We start from the raw sequence: 16,644 nt of genomic DNA on the forward strand, positions 1-16,644 counted from the left end.
CATGAAGAACATCGGCGCAGCAATGGCAGGCGGCAAAGCTGGCAAGAAGGAGAAGGGCGACGAGTTCTTCCCGACTGCGGAAGGCACGACGCGCGCACTGATCCCCGAGCTGCGAGCCATTGGCTGGCCGGAAGAGGTGTGGGAGTGCGCCTGCGGCGAGGGTCATATCTCGAAGCAGCTTGAAATGGCAGGCTTCACCGTTGCGTCCACTAACCTGACCGACCGCGGCTACGGCGATACGGGCGTCGACTTCCTTGAGACCACACACCCCCCGGCCCCGTCGATCATCACCAACCCGCCCTTCAGTTTGAGCGACGAGTTCTTGGTGCATGCCCTGGTGATCCTCGGCATCGAGCACGTTGCGATGTTGCTGCCGAGCGGCATCTACCACGCGAAGGATCGGGTGAAGCTTTTCCACACGCACACCCCGTCACTGATCCTGCCGATGACGTGGCGCCTCGATGTGTCGCGTCAAGGTCGTCCGACGATGAACTGTAGTTGGTTCGTTTGGTCTTCATTGCTTCCGCCTGTGCGCGGCTTCCGCCCGCTTACCAGCAACGAAAAACATCCCGGTCGGTACGATGACGCGAAGTGAAACATGGCGGCCGGTTGTCGGCTTTGAGCGCTTCTACGAAGTGTCCAACCTCGGCCGCGTGCGCTCCTTGACGCGTATGGTTCGAGCGGTGTCCAAAGCAGGGCGCGAATACTTCAGGAGAGTCGAAGGTCGCCTGCTCTCTACAGAGAGTGACGGTGAGTACGTCCGCGTCAATCTCACCGATGGCAAGACGAAGACTCCCACCCGCGTCCATGACATCGTGTTGAGCGCGTTCGTCGGCCCCTGCCCGTTCGGGATGCTGTGTCGGCACCTCGACGGCACTCGGTGGAATAATCGGCTGAGCAATCTGCGCTGGGGCACTCCGAAGGAGAACTCTGACGACAGGCGCAAGCACGGCACGCATCTTGAAGGAGAGCGCCACCCTCGCGCTGTGCTCGACGCGCCGTCCGCGTTTGCCATTCGGTTCGCTCGTGGGACGCAGACAGAAATCGCGGATCGTTTCGGATGCAGCCAGTCGACGGTGAGCTTGATTAAAAGCCGGAGGATTTGGCGTGCGGCATGAAGCCCTAGACAAATTCTCCGATTGGGAAGTGCTCGGCTACGCCAGCGCGGCCGAGATGATGCGCGACATGATCGCCCGTCAGCGCCAGGATCGCGACGGACTGACACTGCGCGAGCGCTTCGGTTATCCGAAGGTACGCGTTCGCACGGTCCTGCACAACCCTACCGCCGAACTGCATCTCGATTGGGAAACCTACAGCGAGGCCGATCTGCCGAAGGTCGGCGCGCACAAGTACGCCGAGCACAAGTCGACGGAAATCCTCTGCGCCGCGTACGCGTTCGGCAACGAAGAGCCGCAGCTTTGGTTTCCCGACGAGCCCTGCCCCCAGGACATCGCCGAGCACATTGAGCGTGGTGGGGAAATCCACGCCTGGAATGCGAACTTCGAGCGCCTGATCTGGATGTACGTGGCAGGCCCGAAGTACGGCTGGCCCGTTCCCGATCTGCGCCAGTATCGTTGCATCATGGTTCGCGCCATGGCGATGAACATGCCCGCCAAGTTGGAGCATGCCGCGCCTGCGTTCGGCCTGCCGATCCGCAAGGACGATCTCGGCTCGCGCACCATCAAGCAGCTCTGCAAGCCCCGCAAGCCCTCGAAGAAGAATCCCTCGACTCGCTTCACCCCCGAGAGCGATCCCGAGAAGTTCAAGATCATCTACGACTACTGTCTGCAAGACGTGCGCGTCGAGCAGGGTGTCGGCGAGCGCGTCACGAAGCTGATCCCGTTCGAGCAGGAGCTTTGGTTCCTCGACCAGACCATCAACGACCGCGGCATCATGGTCGACATGGACTTGGTCGCAAAGGCCGAGCGTATCTGCACCGAGGAAAAGGAAGCCCTCGAAGCCGAGCTGCGCAAGGTCACCGACCTGAACGTGCAGACGCTCGGCGCGGTCAAGCAGCTCAAGACGTGGATCAACAGCCGCGGCATCGAGCTGGATGGCTGCGACAAGGAGAAGCTCGAAACGCTCCTGGCGCGCGACGATCTGCCCGACGACATTCGACGCGCCGTCGAGATCAGGCTTGAGGCCGGTAAGGCGTCCATCGCCAAGCTGGCGGCCTTCACGCTGCGCGTCTGCGCGGACGGGAAGATCAAGGGCTCGCTTCAGTATCACGGCGCGACGCAGACCGGCCGGTGGGCTGCGCGGGGCGTGCAGTTGCAGAACCTGCCGCGGCCCGACCCCAAGCTGAAGACCGACGTTTTCCTTGCCATCAAGTGCATTAAGGACGGCTGGTCCCGCGAGGACATCGCTGCGTTCTTCGGCCCGCCGATCACGGTGGTTGCCGACTGCCTGCGCGGCATGCTCATGGCCCCCACGGGTCGTGTGCTCCGCTCGCGCGACTTGACCGGCATCGAAGCCCGCATGCTGCCTTGGCTCGCCGGAGCGCACGAGGCCATCTCGGCGTTCTTCGCGTTCGATGCGGGCCTCGGCGAGGACAACTACAAGATCGCCGCGGCGCAAATCTACAACATCCCCGTCAGCGAGGTGAACAAGGATCAGCGACAGGTCGGCAAGGTCGCCGTCCTGGCGCTCGGCTTCGGCGGCGGCGCGGCTGCGTTCGCCAAGATGGCGAAGGTCTACCGCATCGATCTCGCCGCTATCTTCGACACGGTCTACGGCATCACGTCACCCGAGAACCGCGAGCGCGCACTGCAAGGCTGGAAGGATCGCGGCAGCAAGTCTGGCATTCGCAAGAAGGCTTGGCTGACCGCCGAGATGGTCAAGCTGACGTGGCGCGAGAACAACCCGGAGATCGTGCAGTTTTGGTACGACCTCGAACACGCCGCGATCAACGCCGTCGAGAATCCCGGCAAGACGTTCAAGGCCGGTGAGTTCATCACGTTCAAGAAGAGCGGATCGTTCCTTCGCTGCAAGCTCCCGAGCGGTCGGTCGATTTTCTATCCGTACCCGCGCGTCGAGTGGCGCAACACACCGTGGGGCAAGCAGAAGCCGGTCTTGATCTTCAAGGCCATCGATAGCTTCACGCGGAAGTGGAAGGAGCAGGAGTACTACGGCGGTCTCGGTTCGGAAAACGTCACCCAGGCGTCGGCGCGCGACGTGATGGCGAATGCCATCGTGACCACCGAGAACGCTGGTTACGAGAACGTGCTGTCAGTCCACGACGAAGGCGTCGCCGAGTGCGACGAGGACTTCGGCAGCGATGAAGAGTTCGGCGAGCTGTTCACGATCCCCCCGGCGTGGGCGCTCCCCAAAGGCAACCGGCTTGGTCTCCCGATTGCTGCCAGTGGTTGGACCGACGAACGATACAAGAAGGAATAAGGACGATGCTACCCGAGAAAGAGTTCAACGCGCTGCTCGTGCAATTCACCCCGTACGTCCGGTTTCAGGTCAGGCGGCGGTCTCGCGGCCAACTGAGCGAGGATGCCGTGCAAGACGTGTTGCTGGACGCGGTCGCCAAGCGGGCCAACTACGACCCGGAGCGCGGATCGTTCGTGTCCTGGCTCTACTATCTTGTGTGGGCGCGCATGCAGACCAACGGCCTTTACACCAGCAAACGACGTCACCTCAACGCTGAACTCGACGCGACGTATGAGGATGGGGAGCCCGTGCTGCAACCCATCGCCATTGAGGGTGATCCTCACGGCCGTCTCGAACTTGTGGAAGTGCTCGACGCTGTCCGCGCGTTGAAGCCGAAGCAGGCTGAGATCGTGATGCAGCGGGCTATCGGCGCGACGTTCGACGAGATCAGCACGCGCTTCGGCGTATCGAAGCAGTACATCGAGCAACTCCACGTTAAGGGGCTGAAGACGCTCCGCAAGCGCACCGGCCGCAAGGCTCAACTGACGAGGGCAGCATGACCATGATGTTTGTGTACGTGTCAGGACTCAAGGGACCCGTGCCGCAGAAGTGGCACGACAAGCCTACCAACGGAGCGGGGGTGTCCCCCACCACGCTTCAATCCATCGAGCTGCCGGATCACTACGCCGACATCCCGCTGGCGCAACTCACCCAACTCTATCCGTTCAAAGGAGACCCCGAAGCATGACCCCGGCCGAACAGCAAGCGATGATGCAGACGGCGATCACCCGCCAGCGCGTCAACTTACTTGTCTCCAAAGCGTGGCGCGAGATCGCGGAAGAGCGGGGCTACCGCTTCGACGCGTTCCTCGGCACCACCTCACGCGGCACTATCGCCATCATCTCCTATCTTCGCGCGAACGGACTGTAAGCTATGTCACCTCACAAAACGATGGATCAACGCCTGTCACTCACTCTTGACGGCGAAGCGCTTGAACTCCACTCGGCGAGTTGGCGCTTCGGCGACAACGGTCTCGCTGTGGAGGTGAAGGCCGTAAAGCCCCGCAAGCTCTTCGAAGACGCACCGCCGCAGTCCCAGGCTCCGGCGAACTGCTCCTGCTGGAATTGCGTGCAAGCCCGCAAGAAGGCGAAGCGCGATCTGATCGACTTTGCGAAAACAGGCGGCCCGATCATCATGATCGAGCCCCTCGAATTCGGGAGCGCGATACGTGAACGCGAGGCTGCGTTCAATGAGGACGTGCTGCCCCCTGGTACGACCGTGTTGCCTCCGAAGGAGCTGTACGGCGACGACATGTGGCCGCCGCGGGCTGTGCCGCGCATGCGCGAGCAGGCGCCTTGGGCTGACGACGTACGCCAAGAAGCCATCAAGCGCGTCCGCGAAGCTGGTATCTTCGAAGTGCCGAAGAAGCGGCGGCCTGAGAGCCTGAACGACTTCGCACAGCAAGTTCATCAGGCCAATCAGCACTGGTGGCACGATCCGTCCACTGGCGAGAAGCTCGACCGCAACATGGGCGAGATGCTCATGCTTGTGGTCAGCGAGATCGCCGAGTGCATGGAGGGCGAGCGCAAAGACCTGATGGACGATCATCTCCCGCACCGGAAGATGGCCGAGGTCGAGCTGGCCGACGCTGTGATCCGCATCGCCGACATCGCAGGCGCCCATACTTTCGACCTTTCGTACCCGATTGTGCGTAGTCAGGTCCCGGAGAACAAGGGGCAAGCTCTGCTCCGCATTGTTCGCTGCGTTCAGGCCGTCAATATCGACATGAGCAAGCGCGTGCGAGGGCGCAGGCTATCAGCCGCAATAGCCCTCATTGAGGCGTACGCCGAGAAGCACGGCTACGATCTGTGGGGCGCCGTCGCGGAGAAGCGCGAGTACAATCGGCATCGTGCGGACCACAAGCCCGAAGCGCGGCTCGCGGCGGGTGGGAAGAAGTTCTGATGCCGAAGGTCGTATGCACTGACAACTACGCTCGCGAGACCGTTGCGGAGCGGCTCGTCGCGGAGAACCTCGACGAGAGCGACGCGAAGCTCCTGTGCGACCGTCTCAACGCAAGGCGGTCAGAAGAAGATTGGTACGTGGTGAAGTCTGACGATTACAAGCCCTGGCGGGGCATGGAGGAATTGGTATGAAGTCGTTTGTGAAGGAGCTGCGTGACGCAGCCATGAACTGTCCCGACTATTTCATCCGCAAAGTCTGCAAGGACATCGCGGATGAAATTCAGATGCTCTGCCTGACGCTCAACGCGTGCCCCAACGCCGAGACGCTCCGACTGCTCAACGGCGCGTGGGTACGAGCGGTCAACATCCTGGCGAAGGCAACCCCCACGCCTGACACCCCGCCCCGCAGTGGCGCAGGCGAGATCGAGAAAGAAAGGATCGCGGCATGAGCCCGTTCGAGACGACTATCCTGCCCCTCGTAGGGCTGCTCGGGGTGGGCGCCTTCATCGCCTGGGGCGCGTGGTGCGCTCGCGAACTTAAGGTCGCGGCGATCCGCAAGGCGGCCTTCGACGAGGCTGGCGAGGCGCTGCGCTCGCTTTCGGAAACCGCCTTCAGGGCGGGTGAACGCCATGTCTCGAAAGGAGACCCCGGAGCCGCGGGCGAAGCGTGGAAGCGGGGCTACTACTACGACCGGGCCGCCATGATCGTCCGGTCCATCCCCGCCGAACGGGCTTGACAGCACCGTCATGTCTGTAATATCACACGACTCACAAGAGTCACAGTCCGGTCTCGACCGGCCCATGACCCTTAAGGAAGCGTGCGAGAAGGTGTTCGGGGGCGCGATCTCGGTCGCGTCCCTGAAGGCCGAGGCGAGCCGGGGCAACCTGACGATCAGCAAGATCGGTCGCGCCTACTTCACCACGCGGAGGCACTTGGAAGAGATGGAAGTGAGATGCCGCGTAAAAGCAAAGGTGCCCACCTCTGGTACGACCGCGCCCGAGACTCGTGGACAATCGTCGACGGGAACGTCCGCAAGCGCACTGGCTGCACTGAAGGCCAGCGTGGCGAGGCGGAAAAAGAACTCGAAGCCTACATAGGGACGAAGCACAAGCCTTCTACGTCCCCGCTCCCCGCCATTGCGGACGTGCTGCTCGTCTACAACGAAGAGCACGCCCCGACCGTATCAGACAGTGGCTACATCATCGGACTGCGCGTCGGCAACCTGTGCGGCTGGTGGGGCGCCGAGGGCCGCGATCAACTGAGCGACGTTACGAAAGTCAATTGCATCGAGTACGTCCGGCATCGCGAGCGCGAGAACATCCGCAAGGCGGTCGAGACGGAGATCAGGCTTGCTCGCCGCGACCGGCGCGAGCCCGACATCGAAGCGGCCGAAATGGACGCTCCGGCCGGTACGTTCGGGGGCCGCGAAGACCTCGTCGTGATGCGTGCCGCCCTCAACTACTATGACGAGCACAAGACGCCGCTGTCGTTCAGGCCCTCAGTCTTCTTGCCTCAGAAGGCAGAGAAGCGCGACGCCTGGATGACGCGCGGCCAGATCGCCAAGCTCCTGTGGCGCAGCCGCCGCGTCGTGCATGACATCGCGCCCGAGGGGGCTAATGCCCGCAAGCTGGTGCGCCACCTCTCGCGCTTCATCATCCTCGGCTACTACACGGGCAGTCGCAGCGGCGTCGTGCTCGGCACGAAGTACAGCATGGCTGACTTCGAGAACGACTTCCTGAAGCGCAAGCCGTACGGCACCCGCAGGACGAAGAAGCAGGCGCCGATGCACAAGATGCCGAAGCGCCTGAAGTTCTGGCTGCGGTTCTGGCAGCGCATGGACGCAGGCGTCTCGGAGTTCGTCGTGCATATCCACGGCAAGCCGGTCACGAAGCTGCGCCGCTCGTGGATCACCACGCGCGAGGAAGCGGGGCTCTCCGATGACATCACGCCCCACATTCTGCGCCACAGCCGCGCGACGCACCTCATGAAGAATCGCAAGGTCGACAAGAAGGACGCCGCCGAGTTTCTCGGCATGACGTTGCAGACGTTCATCGACACCTACGCCCACCATGACCCCGAATGGCAGAAGGACGCCGCAGATGCCCGATAGCAAGTTGACCGCCGACGATCTCCGTCAGTTCACCGGAAGCGAGACCGTGTACCGCCACGGGCTAATGCGGAACGTCGTCTACACTGAGGGCGTGCAGTATCTCGCCGAGCGCGCCAGCGCCTATTGGCTGATCGATAAGATCGCCACGTTGCAGATGCAGCACAAGGTTCGCGGCGAGTACTTCCAGGCATGGAAACTTGACGTGTCCGACTCGAAGGCGACGCTCTCCTGCGATGACGGCAACGGGAACATCGTCTACAGCGAGGCCATTGACTATACGGACTTCCCGCTCGATACGGTCACGCTGTGGGCCGTCCAAGGCGAGCACCGCACCATCATGCTGCCGAGCGAATACTGAGGGACCCATGACTGAGAGACCGAACGTCTGCCCGATCTGCAAGGGCACCAAGATCGTCTGGCGCGGAGGCCAGGGCGGTGATTACGAGCAGTGCGAGTGCCAGAAGCCCCAGGCCCTACAGACCGACGCCAAGCAGCGCTTCCTCGGTTGCCTGGACGATTATATAGGGGTCCGCATCGAGCAGCGCGAACGTCACGGCTCAACGGTCCCCATCTCCACCGTGGAGCGCTGGCAGGCTTCCGGGGTTAATCTGGCGGTCGCGCTCGACAACCTGATGGAGGTGTGCCGTGGCTGAGAGACTGAGCCCTGGGTACTATCGAGCGAGGATCAAGCATACGGGCGAAGTGGAGGTGATAGAGCTGATCGCCAGGCAGTTCGACGACGAGCCCCCGATTGTCGCGCGCATGGGTGACGAGCAGACCATGCAGCTCGACCAGATCGAGATCATAGAACGCGTCGACGAACAGCCGCGCAGCCCCTCTGACGCCGAGATCGGGACGGCGGTGCATCAGGCTATCCAGGCGTGGAAGACGGCGCGCGAGCTGCCGTACCTGTCCCCGAGCGCCTGCAAGCTGTTCAACGATCTGATCGTGGCCGGGCTCCGGCCGGTGCTGGGAGGGAAGCGGTGACGCCCGACGAGATCGCGCAGTATCAGAAGGGCGTCGCCTTCCACGCCTACGTGCGGGCTCGCAAGGTCGCTGAGCATAACCGGGCGCTCGGCCGGAAGGGGTATGAGCTGTTCAACCATCGCAGGGCCGAGGCGCTCGAAAAGGAGTTCCCCGACTTCCCCGAGGCGTTCACGCGGTGGGAAGCCTGGAAGCGTTCCGTTACCGTACCGTTACCGTACCGTTACCGAGCGCAGTGGTCGACAACGCTAAGTGATTGATTTAATGGTCGGAGTGGCAGGATTCGAACCTGCGACCCCTGCGTCCCGAACGCAGTGCTCTACCGGGCTGAGCCACACTCCGACAAGAGGCCGGCTTATAGCGTCGGGTTTGGCGCACCGCAAGCGGCCGAGCTGAGGAATCTTATCCCTGTGAAAACGGGTATTGAAACGCTGATTTTACCGGCCGGCGAGGCTGGCGCGGAGGCTGCCGCCCGGACATTGGCCGCCGGCGGGCTGGTCGCGTTCCCGACCGAAACGGTCTACGGGCTCGGGGCGGATGCCGGAAATGCCGGCGCGATCGCCCATCTTTACGCCGCCAAGGGGCGGCCGGCCTTCAATCCGCTGATCGCGCATGTCGCCGACCTCGCGGCCGCGCAGAGGGTCGGGCGATTCGACGCCTGCGCCTTGCGTCTTGCGGAGGCGTTCTGGCCGGGGCCGCTGACGCTGGTGGTGCCGAAGACGGAAGACTGCCCGGTGGCCGAGCTTGCCACTGCGGGTCTCGATACGGTCGCGATCCGCATTCCGGCCCATCCGGTGGCGCAGGCGATCCTGCGCGCCTTTGGCGGGGCTGTGGTGGCGCCGTCTGCCAACCTCTCCGGCCACGTCTCGCCGACGCTGGCCGCCCATGTCGAGGGCGACCTTGCGGGCCGGATCGACCTGATCGTCGACGGCGGGCCGGTTACGGTCGGCGTCGAATCGACCATCGTCGGCTGCTTTGCGGCGCCGATGCTGCTGCGGCCCGGCGGCCTGTCACGCGAGCGGATCGAGGCCGTGCTCGGCGCACCGCTGGCGCGACTGCCGGCGGAGGCCGACAGCGACGACAGCCAGCCGCTGGCGCCGGGCATGCTGGCCTCGCATTACGCGCCGCGCGCCCATGTGCGGCTCAATGCGCAGGACGTCGCGCCGGGTGAAGCGCTGCTGGCGTTCGGCCCCGCGCGCCTGCCTGGCCTGGAGGCCGCTGCCGCGGTCATGAATTTGTCGCCCAGCGGTGATCTCGATGAAGCCGCCGCCAATCTGTTCGGCTATCTTCGCGCCCTCGATGGGAGGCGCCCGCGGGCGATCGCGGTGATGACGATCCCCGAGGAGGATCTAGGCGAAGCGATCAACGACCGGCTGCGCCGGGCGGCCGTGGCGAGATAAGAGCGAAGCAAGAGACAAGACAATGAACATTAATCATTCCGCCACCCCTCCGCTTGCGCCCGAGCTGATCGAACAATTCCGCAAGATCGTCGGCGAGAGGCACGCGATCACCGATGCGGCCGACATCGAGGCCTATGTCACCGAGGAGCGCAATCTGTTCCACGGCCGCTCGCCGCTGGTGCTGCGCCCAGGCTCGACCGCGGAGGTCGCCGCGATCTGCAAGCTCGCTTCGGAGCACAAGATCGCGCTGGTGCCGCAGGGCGGCAACACCGGGCTCGTCGGCGGCCAGACCCCGCACAATGGCGAGGTGGTGGTGTCGCTGCGGCGGCTCGACAAGATCCGCGAGATCGACACCGCCTCCAACACCATGACCTGCGAGGCCGGCGTGGTGCTGCAGATCGCGCAGCAGAAGGCCGCGGACGTGGACCGGCTGTTTCCGCTTTCGCTGGGCGCGGAAGGGAGCTGCACCATCGGCGGCAATCTCTCGACCAATGCCGGCGGCACGGCCGCGCTCGCCTATGGCGTCGCGCGCGAGATGGCGCTGGGGCTCGAGGTGGTGCTGGCGGACGGGCGCGTGCTCGGCGTGCTCTCGAAGCTGAAGAAGGACAACACCGGCTACAATCTGCACAACCTCTTCATTGGCGCCGAAGGCACGCTCGGCATCATCACCGCGGCGACGCTAAAACTGTTTCCGAAGCCGCGGTCGATCGAGACCGCCTTCGTCGGGCTGAAGTCGCCGGACGCCGCGCTGAAACTGCTGGCGATCGCGCAAAGCGAGGCCGCCAATGCGCTGACGAGTTTCGAGCTGCTGTCGGAGATGGCAGTCGATTTCTCGATCCGCCACGGCATCGACGTGCGCGATCCGCTGGCGCAAAAGCATGCCTGGTACGTTCTGATGGAATTGTCGTCCCCCGGCGATGACGCCCGCACGCCGCTGGAAACGATCCTCGGCCGCGCCATGGAGGACGAGATCGTCGACGACGCGGTGATCGCGGCCAATCTCACCCAGCGCGCCGGCTTCTGGAAGCTGCGCGACGAGATGTCGTCGGCGCAGAAGCCGGAGGGCGGCTCGATCAAGCACGACATTTCCGTGCCGGTGGCCACCGTGCCCGCCTTCATCGCCGAAGCCAATGAAGCCGTGGTGAAGCTGATCCCCGGCGCGCGGCCGGTGCCGTTCGGCCATCTCGGCGACGGCAATCTGCACTACAATGTCAGCCAGCCCATCGGCGCCAACACCGCGGACTATTTGGCGCGCTGGCACCAGATGAACGCGGTCGTGTTCGCCATCGTGCTGCGCATGGGCGGCTCGATCTCGGCGGAGCACGGTATCGGCGTGCTCAAGCGCGACGAGCTTCCCGATGTGAAGGACAAGACTGCAATCGAGCTGATGCGGTCCATCAAGGCGATGCTCGATCCGCTTGGAATCATGAACCCGGGAAAAGTGCTGTGAGTGCGCTCACGATCGATGCGATCACCGAGGCCGATGTCGAGCCCGTGGTCACGCTGTGGCAGCGCTGCGGCCTGACGCGGCCGTGGAACGATCCGCATGCGGACATCGCGCTGGCGCGGCGGCGCGACAATTCCACCATCCTGCTCGGCCGCGACGGCGGCGCCATCGTCGCCACCGTGATGGTCGGCCATGACGGCCATCGCGGCTGGGTCTATTACGTCGCGGTCGATCCGGATAGCCAGAAACGTGGTTACGGCCGCGTCATCATGGCGGCGGCCGAGGACTGGCTGCGCGCGGCCGGCATCGCAAAGCTCCAGCTCCTGGTCCGGCGCGGCAATGAGCAGGCCAATGCGTTCTACCAGTCGCTGGGTTTCGAGGAATCGACCTCGGTGATGTTTCAGAAGTGGCTCGACGGCCGCACCACAACGCCAAGCAATTGAGATCGAGCCATGACGATTTCCGACCGCGTCCGCATCAAGGACGTCCGCGTGCTCTCGGACGGCTGGACCACGCTGAAGAACACCACATTCGAGTACCGGCGCGCCAATGGCGAATGGCAGACCCAGCACCGCGAGACCTATGAGCGCGACAACGCCGCCGCCGTGCTGCCGTATAATCTGGCACGCCGTACGGTGATCCTGGTGAAGCAATTCCGCCTGCCGGCCTTCATCCGCGGTTACGACGATCTCCTGATCGAAGCCGCCGCCGGCGTGCTGGACGATGCCTCGCCCGAGGTACGCATCCGCGCCGAAGCGGAGGAAGAAACCGGCTATCGCCTGCACCACGTCCACAAGGTGTTCGAAGCGTTCATGAGTCCCGGCGCCATCACCGAGAAGCTCCATTTCTTTGTCGCCGAGTACGAGCCGGAGATGCGGGTCAGCGACGGTGGCGGCCTTGAACACGAAGGCGAGGACATCGAGGTGCTGGAGCTTGGCATCGACGAGGCGCTGGCGATGATCGCGGACGGGCGCATCATCGACGCCAAGGCGGTCATGCTGCTGCAGCATGTGGCGCTGCATGTGTTTCGGTAGGTTGTCTTCCTTCCTTCTCCCCTTGCGGGAGAAGGTGGCGCGAAGCGCCGGATGAGGGGTTTCTCTCCGCGCGCGCATCTCATGCAGTTGAGCACGCGGACGGAGACCCCTCACCCGTCTCGCCGCTTCGCGGCGAGCCACCCTCTCCCGCAAGGGGAGAGGGGAAAAAGCGGGACTCGCTGTATCAGCGCTGCAATTCTGACCTGCATCGCACTGCCCCCCGTTGAGCTCTCCCCCGACTATCTCTAGTCTGTCGCCAACAAGAACCAGGAGACGCGCCCATGTCCGCTTCGCGCGACGACGAATTTGGCTTTGCGCCCGACTATGACGCCCCCGTCCCCTATATGCAGCGCACGCGGGACTATTACGCCGCGATTGGCTACACCACGGCGTATCGCTGGGCCCATTACACCGAGGCGCCGTTCCAGCCGCTGAAGAAGCCGCTGTCGCAATCACGCGTCACTATCATCACGACGGCCGCGCCGTACGACCCCACCAAGGGCGACCAGGGCCCGGGCGCGGCGTATAATGGCGGCGCGAAATTCTACCAGGTCTATGACGGCGACACGGCGAAGCAGCACGACCTTCGCATCTCGCATATCGGCTACGACCGCAAGCACACCACGGCCACCGACAACGGCACCTGGTTTCCGCTGCCGCAGCTTTTGAAGGCGAGCGCTGCGGAGCGCATCGGCGAGGTGGCCCCGCGCTTCTTCGGGGCGCCGACCAACCGCAGCCATCGCGTCACCCTCGACACCGACGCGCCGGAAATTCTGGCGCGCTGCCTTGCCGACAAGGTCGATGTCGCGGTGCTGGTTCCGAACTGTCCCGTCTGCCATCAGACCACGGCGCTGGTGGCGCGGCATCTCGAGGCCAACGGCATTCCGACCGTGATCATGGGCTGCGCCAAGGACATCATCGAGCACGCCGCCGTGCCGCGTTTCCTGTTCTCGGATTTCCCGCTCGGCAATTCCGCCGGCAAGCCGCACGACATCGTCTCGCAGGCGCAGACGCTCGAGCTGGCGCTGAAACTGCTGGAGACCGCGAGCGGCCCGCAGACCACCATGCAGTCGCCGCTGCGCTGGAGCGAGGACGCCTCCTGGAAGCTCGACTACAACAACGTCGCGCAGCTCTCAGCCGAAGAGCTGGCGCGCCGCCGCGCCGAATTCGACAAGCAGAAGGAGATCGCGCGCGGCAATCGCGCCGCCTGACGTCCTCCGACAACCACAACAAAAGGGAGAGCGACGTGACGCGACCGTTCGAGGGCGTGAAGATCCTGGACTTCACGCAAGTGCTGGCAGGCCCCTATGCGAGCTACCAGCTCGCGCTCCTGGGCGCCGACGTCATCAAGGTCGAGCGGCGCGAGGGCGAGGACATGCGCCGCACGCCGCTCAGCCGCGAATGGGCCGAGCGCGGGCTGGCGCCGGCGTTCCAGGCCATCAACGGCAACAAGCGGAGCCTGACGCTCGATTTGCAAAAGCCCGATGCGATCGCGATCCTGAAGAAGCTCGCCGCGCAAGTCGACGTGGTCATGGAGAATTTCCGCCCCGGTGTCATGGACAAGCTCGGCATCGGCTATGAGGCGCTGTCCGCAATCAATCCAAAACTGATCTACTGCGCGGTGTCAGGCTTCGGCCAGACCGGCCCGGATCGTCTGCGCCCCGGCTATGACGGCAAGATGCAGGCGCTGTCCGGCATCATGGCGATCACGGGCCATCCCGAAACCGGCCCGACGCGTGCGGGCTTTGCCGTGTGCGACGTGCTGTCGGGCGCGACCGCTGCGTTCGGCGTGTCGAGCGCGCTGTACCAGCGAGATCGCACCGGCAAGGGCCAACTCATCGACGTCTCCATGCTGGAGGCAACGATGGCGTTTCTGTCGGGGCAGATCGCGGACTTCTCGGTCGCGGGCCATCGCCAGCAGCTGTCGGGCAATCAGGCCGTCAGCCGCAGGACCACGGCGAATTTGTTTAGATGCGGCGACGGTCACATCCTGCTCGCCGTCAATAACGAGAAGCAATATCGCGCGCTGATGTCCGCGCTCGGCCGCGAGGACACGCTCAGCGATCCGCGCTTCGCCGACTGGTTCGCCCGCAACGAGAACGAGCCGGCCCTGCGCGCCATCATCGAACAGGCGCTCGCGGCCAGGCCGGCGCGCGAGTGGGAAACCATTCTGGAAGACGCCGGCGCGCCCTGCGCCAGCATCTGGAAAGTCGAGGAGGTGATCGACCATCCGCAGATCAAGGCGCGTGGCGCGATCCAGGAGCTGGACACGCCCTATGGGCGGCTTCGTTTCGCCGGCAGCGGCTTCAAGCTCGCGCATGGCGGCGGCAGGCTCGATCGCATGGCGCCGGAGCTGGGTGCGGATACGGATGCGGTGCTGGACGAGCTGGGATTTGACGCGGCGGAGATTGCGGCGCTGCGGGCGGGGGAGATTGTTTGAGGGCGCCGCCGCCTAAAACAACGACCCCTGCCCGTCATTGGCCGAGCCAACCGCCGCTTTCCGCACCACCTTCTTCGGCTTCACCGCCTCCGCCTCCATCTCCTCCGCGCTGATCGGAAGCAGCAACTGGTCGTCGTCATTGGCGACGCGGTTGACGCGGGTGGAGACCGGATGCCAGGTGAATTCGCCGATGCGCGGGGCGGTCATCAGCGGCAACACGGCATCGACGTCATCGCTGCTTCTGTCGAGCCAGCGCTCGAAATCGCGCGGGCTGATGGTGACGGGCACGCGGTCATGCAGCGTGGCGAGGTCCTCGCCTGCCGCCGCCGTGACGATCGCGACCGTGTCGAGCTCCTCGCCGTTCGGCCCGACCCAGGTCTCGAACAATGCGGCAAAGCCGAGCGGCGCGCCGTCAGCGCGATGAATGAAGAAGGGCTGCTTGCGGCCACCCTCCGTCTTCCATTCGTAATAGCCGTCGGCTGGAATCAGGCCACGGCGCCGGCGGATCGCGCGTTTGAAGGCCGGCTTCTCCAGCACCGTCTCGGAACGGGCATTGATCAGGAGCGTAAACCCGCGGGGATCCTTGACCCAGCCCGGCAACAGGCCCCAACGCATCAGGCGAAAATGGCGCGCGCCGTTCTCGGCCAGCACGACCGGAATCGGTTGTGTCGGGGCCACATTGAACCGGGGCGGGAAGTTCGGCTGCTCAATGTAGCCGAACAGTTGCCGCAAAGCCGCGGGGGCCGAAGTTATGACGAAGCGTCCACACATCCTCGAGGGCCTATATAGGGTCCGTTCAGGTCCTTTTAACCCCGAACGTTAACACTGCGGCAGATGAGCTCAACGGTCTCCCAGCCGGCGCGAATGCATGGACAGACGACGCCCGAGGCCGCGGCCTGGGCCGAGCGGCTGCGCGTGGCCAACATCAACCCGCGGACCGGGCTTGCCACCGACTATCTCAACCATTTCAATGAAGCCGTGATGCTGCTGGAAATGGTCCCGGACATGCCGGAATGCGCGGAAGATTTTCTGACCTGGTCGCCGCTGTCCTATGCCGAGCATTTCACCGCCTCGAATTTCAAGGCCCGGGATCTGGCGATCGAGGCCTATGAAAAGGCCGAGCCGAACGTGCGCGCCCAGTTCGACCATCTCACCGACACCATGACCTCGATCCTGTCGGCGGTCGGTTCGGCCATGCGCGAGGTCGAGAAGGACACGACCCGCGTGCGCCTCGCCGAGCAAGCCGCCCAGTGGGTCAAGCCGCTGATCGCGGCCTGCGGCGGCATCATCAATGGCGGCGCGGAAGCCGACGTCGACAACATCATGGCGAACTAGGCCCGAGCAGGTGAAGTCATGGCTGCGATCGTTCAGCCCACCCGTCCCCAGATCGCGGTCAGTGCCGCGATTTTTCGTGACGGCAAGGTGCTTCTGACCCGTCGCGCACGCTCGCCGGCAAAGGGGTTCTATTCGCTGCCGGGCGGTCGGGTCGAGTTCGGCGAATCGCTGCACCAAGCGCTGGCGCGCGAGATCGACGAGGAGACCGGGCTCGATATCGACATCATCGGCCTCGCGGGCTGGCGCGAAGTGCTCCCGGCCGCGGCCGGCGCCGGCCACTATTTGATCATGTCCTTTGCTGCCCGCTGGGTGGCCCGGGAGCCGGTTCTCAACGACGAGCTCGACGACTACCGCTGGATCGCCCCGGAGGCCCTGGCGGGCCTTGGCGAGCTCAAGCTGACCGGCGGGCTGGAAGAGGTCATCCAGTCCGCCGCGCGCCTGATCGAGGCATAGGCAGCACGGCGAACTCCGCCGCACCTCTCCCGCTTGCGAGGGCTTTGCTTAATTGGCCGAGCGGGAGTGAGGCTCGATATGGGGTATTTTTTTGTGCGGCCTCGG

At 64.3% G+C, this 16,644-nt stretch carries 24 protein-coding genes and 1 tRNA gene; 23 read left to right on the forward strand and 2 right to left on the reverse strand.

Going from position 1 to position 16,644, the window contains the following annotated elements; genetic code table 11:
* Position 1: 1 nt before the first annotated feature.
* From AC0L30_RS25295 to AC0L30_RS25365, 15 genes are all read left to right on the forward strand, one after another.
* Positions 2 to 595 (forward strand): hypothetical protein, encoded by a 594-nt coding sequence (locus AC0L30_RS25295; protein ID WP_473405474.1) that lies wholly within the window; start codon positions 2 to 4, stop codon positions 593 to 595.
* On the forward strand, positions 582 to 1,118 hold the full coding sequence (locus AC0L30_RS25300) for an NUMOD4 motif-containing HNH endonuclease (RefSeq protein ID WP_473405475.1): 537 nt from the start codon (positions 582 to 584) through the stop codon (positions 1,116 to 1,118). The genes AC0L30_RS25295 and AC0L30_RS25300 overlap by 14 nt, the downstream gene beginning before the upstream one ends.
* The gene (locus AC0L30_RS25305) at positions 1,108 to 3,396 is read left to right on the forward strand and encodes a DNA polymerase (RefSeq protein WP_473405476.1); all 2,289 of its coding nucleotides are present in this window, start codon (positions 1,108 to 1,110) and stop codon (positions 3,394 to 3,396) included. The genes AC0L30_RS25300 and AC0L30_RS25305 overlap by 11 nt, the downstream gene beginning before the upstream one ends.
* Before the next feature lie 5 nt (positions 3,397 to 3,401).
* Positions 3,402 to 3,935 carry an RNA polymerase sigma factor gene (locus AC0L30_RS25310; RefSeq protein WP_473405477.1) on the forward strand — a complete coding sequence of 178 codons (534 nt, stop codon included), beginning with the start codon at positions 3,402 to 3,404 and terminating at the stop codon, positions 3,933 to 3,935.
* The gene (locus AC0L30_RS25315) at positions 3,932 to 4,123 is read left to right on the forward strand and encodes a hypothetical protein (RefSeq protein ID WP_473405478.1); all 192 of its coding nucleotides are present in this window, start codon (positions 3,932 to 3,934) and stop codon (positions 4,121 to 4,123) included. Before AC0L30_RS25310 ends, AC0L30_RS25315 begins: the two co-directional genes overlap by 4 nt.
* The gene (locus AC0L30_RS25320; protein WP_473405479.1) at positions 4,120 to 4,305 is read left to right on the forward strand and encodes a hypothetical protein; all 186 of its coding nucleotides are present in this window, start codon (positions 4,120 to 4,122) and stop codon (positions 4,303 to 4,305) included. Before AC0L30_RS25315 ends, AC0L30_RS25320 begins: the two co-directional genes overlap by 4 nt.
* Before the next feature lie 264 nt (positions 4,306 to 4,569).
* Positions 4,570 to 5,337 carry a hypothetical protein gene (locus AC0L30_RS25325; RefSeq protein WP_473405480.1) on the forward strand — a complete coding sequence of 256 codons (768 nt, stop codon included), beginning with the start codon at positions 4,570 to 4,572 and terminating at the stop codon, positions 5,335 to 5,337.
* Positions 5,337 to 5,528, forward strand: a complete 192-nt coding sequence (locus tag AC0L30_RS25330; RefSeq protein ID WP_473405481.1) for a hypothetical protein — start codon at positions 5,337 to 5,339, stop codon at positions 5,526 to 5,528. Before AC0L30_RS25325 ends, AC0L30_RS25330 begins: the two co-directional genes overlap by 1 nt.
* A complete protein-coding gene (locus AC0L30_RS25335) occupies positions 5,525 to 5,785 on the forward strand; it encodes a hypothetical protein (protein WP_473405482.1) in 261 nt (86 codons plus the stop codon). Before AC0L30_RS25330 ends, AC0L30_RS25335 begins: the two co-directional genes overlap by 4 nt.
* Complete coding sequence (locus AC0L30_RS25340; protein ID WP_473405483.1) at positions 5,782 to 6,072, forward strand: hypothetical protein; 291 nt, start codon at positions 5,782 to 5,784, stop codon at positions 6,070 to 6,072. Before AC0L30_RS25335 ends, AC0L30_RS25340 begins: the two co-directional genes overlap by 4 nt.
* Before the next feature lie 216 nt (positions 6,073 to 6,288).
* Complete coding sequence (locus AC0L30_RS25345; RefSeq protein WP_473405484.1) at positions 6,289 to 7,446, forward strand: tyrosine-type recombinase/integrase; 1,158 nt, start codon at positions 6,289 to 6,291, stop codon at positions 7,444 to 7,446.
* Positions 7,436 to 7,804, forward strand: a complete 369-nt coding sequence (locus tag AC0L30_RS25350; RefSeq protein WP_473405485.1) for a DUF6876 family protein — start codon at positions 7,436 to 7,438, stop codon at positions 7,802 to 7,804. Before AC0L30_RS25345 ends, AC0L30_RS25350 begins: the two co-directional genes overlap by 11 nt.
* Positions 7,805 to 7,811: 7 nt before the next feature.
* Complete coding sequence (locus tag AC0L30_RS25355; RefSeq protein WP_473405486.1) at positions 7,812 to 8,099, forward strand: hypothetical protein; 288 nt, start codon at positions 7,812 to 7,814, stop codon at positions 8,097 to 8,099.
* Positions 8,092 to 8,433 carry a hypothetical protein gene (locus AC0L30_RS25360; protein WP_473405487.1) on the forward strand — a complete coding sequence of 114 codons (342 nt, stop codon included), beginning with the start codon at positions 8,092 to 8,094 and terminating at the stop codon, positions 8,431 to 8,433. Before AC0L30_RS25355 ends, AC0L30_RS25360 begins: the two co-directional genes overlap by 8 nt.
* On the forward strand, positions 8,430 to 8,690 hold the full coding sequence (locus tag AC0L30_RS25365) for a hypothetical protein (protein ID WP_473405488.1): 261 nt from the start codon (positions 8,430 to 8,432) through the stop codon (positions 8,688 to 8,690). The genes AC0L30_RS25360 and AC0L30_RS25365 overlap by 4 nt, the downstream gene beginning before the upstream one ends.
* A 5-nt stretch (positions 8,691 to 8,695) precedes the next feature.
* On the opposite strand, the gene AC0L30_RS25370 is transcribed toward AC0L30_RS25365, so the two are convergent.
* Positions 8,696 to 8,772: transfer RNA gene (locus AC0L30_RS25370), tRNA-Pro, on the reverse strand.
* A gap of 68 nt (positions 8,773 to 8,840) precedes the next feature.
* Here AC0L30_RS25370 and AC0L30_RS25375 point away from each other — a divergent pair.
* The 6 genes from AC0L30_RS25375 to AC0L30_RS25400 all read left to right on the forward strand — a co-directional run bounded on the left by AC0L30_RS25375 (position 8,841) and on the right by AC0L30_RS25400 (position 14,751).
* Entirely contained in the window at positions 8,841 to 9,830 is a 990-nt protein-coding gene (locus tag AC0L30_RS25375) for an L-threonylcarbamoyladenylate synthase (protein WP_473405489.1), read from the forward strand.
* Between the two features lie 22 nt (positions 9,831 to 9,852).
* Positions 9,853 to 11,280, forward strand: a complete 1,428-nt coding sequence (locus tag AC0L30_RS25380; protein WP_007594880.1) for an FAD-binding oxidoreductase — start codon at positions 9,853 to 9,855, stop codon at positions 11,278 to 11,280.
* Complete coding sequence (locus AC0L30_RS25385) at positions 11,277 to 11,720, forward strand: GNAT family acetyltransferase (RefSeq protein ID WP_007594881.1); 444 nt, start codon at positions 11,277 to 11,279, stop codon at positions 11,718 to 11,720. The genes AC0L30_RS25380 and AC0L30_RS25385 overlap by 4 nt, the downstream gene beginning before the upstream one ends.
* Positions 11,721 to 11,729: 9 nt before the next feature.
* Positions 11,730 to 12,311 carry a GDP-mannose pyrophosphatase gene (locus AC0L30_RS25390; protein WP_473405490.1) on the forward strand — a complete coding sequence of 194 codons (582 nt, stop codon included), beginning with the start codon at positions 11,730 to 11,732 and terminating at the stop codon, positions 12,309 to 12,311.
* 281 nt (positions 12,312 to 12,592) lie between these two features.
* A complete protein-coding gene (locus tag AC0L30_RS25395) occupies positions 12,593 to 13,522 on the forward strand; it encodes a hypothetical protein (protein WP_007594885.1) in 930 nt (309 codons plus the stop codon).
* A 35-nt stretch (positions 13,523 to 13,557) separates the two neighbouring features.
* Positions 13,558 to 14,751, forward strand: coding sequence for a CaiB/BaiF CoA transferase family protein (locus AC0L30_RS25400; RefSeq protein ID WP_473405491.1), 1,194 nt, complete (start codon positions 13,558 to 13,560; stop codon positions 14,749 to 14,751).
* 12 nt (positions 14,752 to 14,763) lie between these two features.
* Here AC0L30_RS25400 and AC0L30_RS25405 read toward each other — a convergent pair whose 3' ends face one another.
* Complete coding sequence (locus tag AC0L30_RS25405) at positions 14,764 to 15,522, reverse strand: SOS response-associated peptidase (RefSeq protein ID WP_473405492.1); 759 nt, start codon at positions 15,520 to 15,522, stop codon at positions 14,764 to 14,766.
* Between the two features lie 63 nt (positions 15,523 to 15,585).
* Between AC0L30_RS25405 and AC0L30_RS25410 the strand changes: the two genes are divergently transcribed.
* Positions 15,586 to 16,086 (forward strand): hypothetical protein, encoded by a 501-nt coding sequence (locus tag AC0L30_RS25410; RefSeq protein WP_473405493.1) that lies wholly within the window; start codon positions 15,586 to 15,588, stop codon positions 16,084 to 16,086.
* Between the two features lie 18 nt (positions 16,087 to 16,104).
* The gene (locus tag AC0L30_RS25415) at positions 16,105 to 16,539 is read left to right on the forward strand and encodes an NUDIX hydrolase (protein ID WP_473405494.1); all 435 of its coding nucleotides are present in this window, start codon (positions 16,105 to 16,107) and stop codon (positions 16,537 to 16,539) included.
* Positions 16,540 to 16,644 lie beyond the last annotated feature (105 nt).

This window comes from Bradyrhizobium sp. MI1.11 (assembly GCF_055811255.1).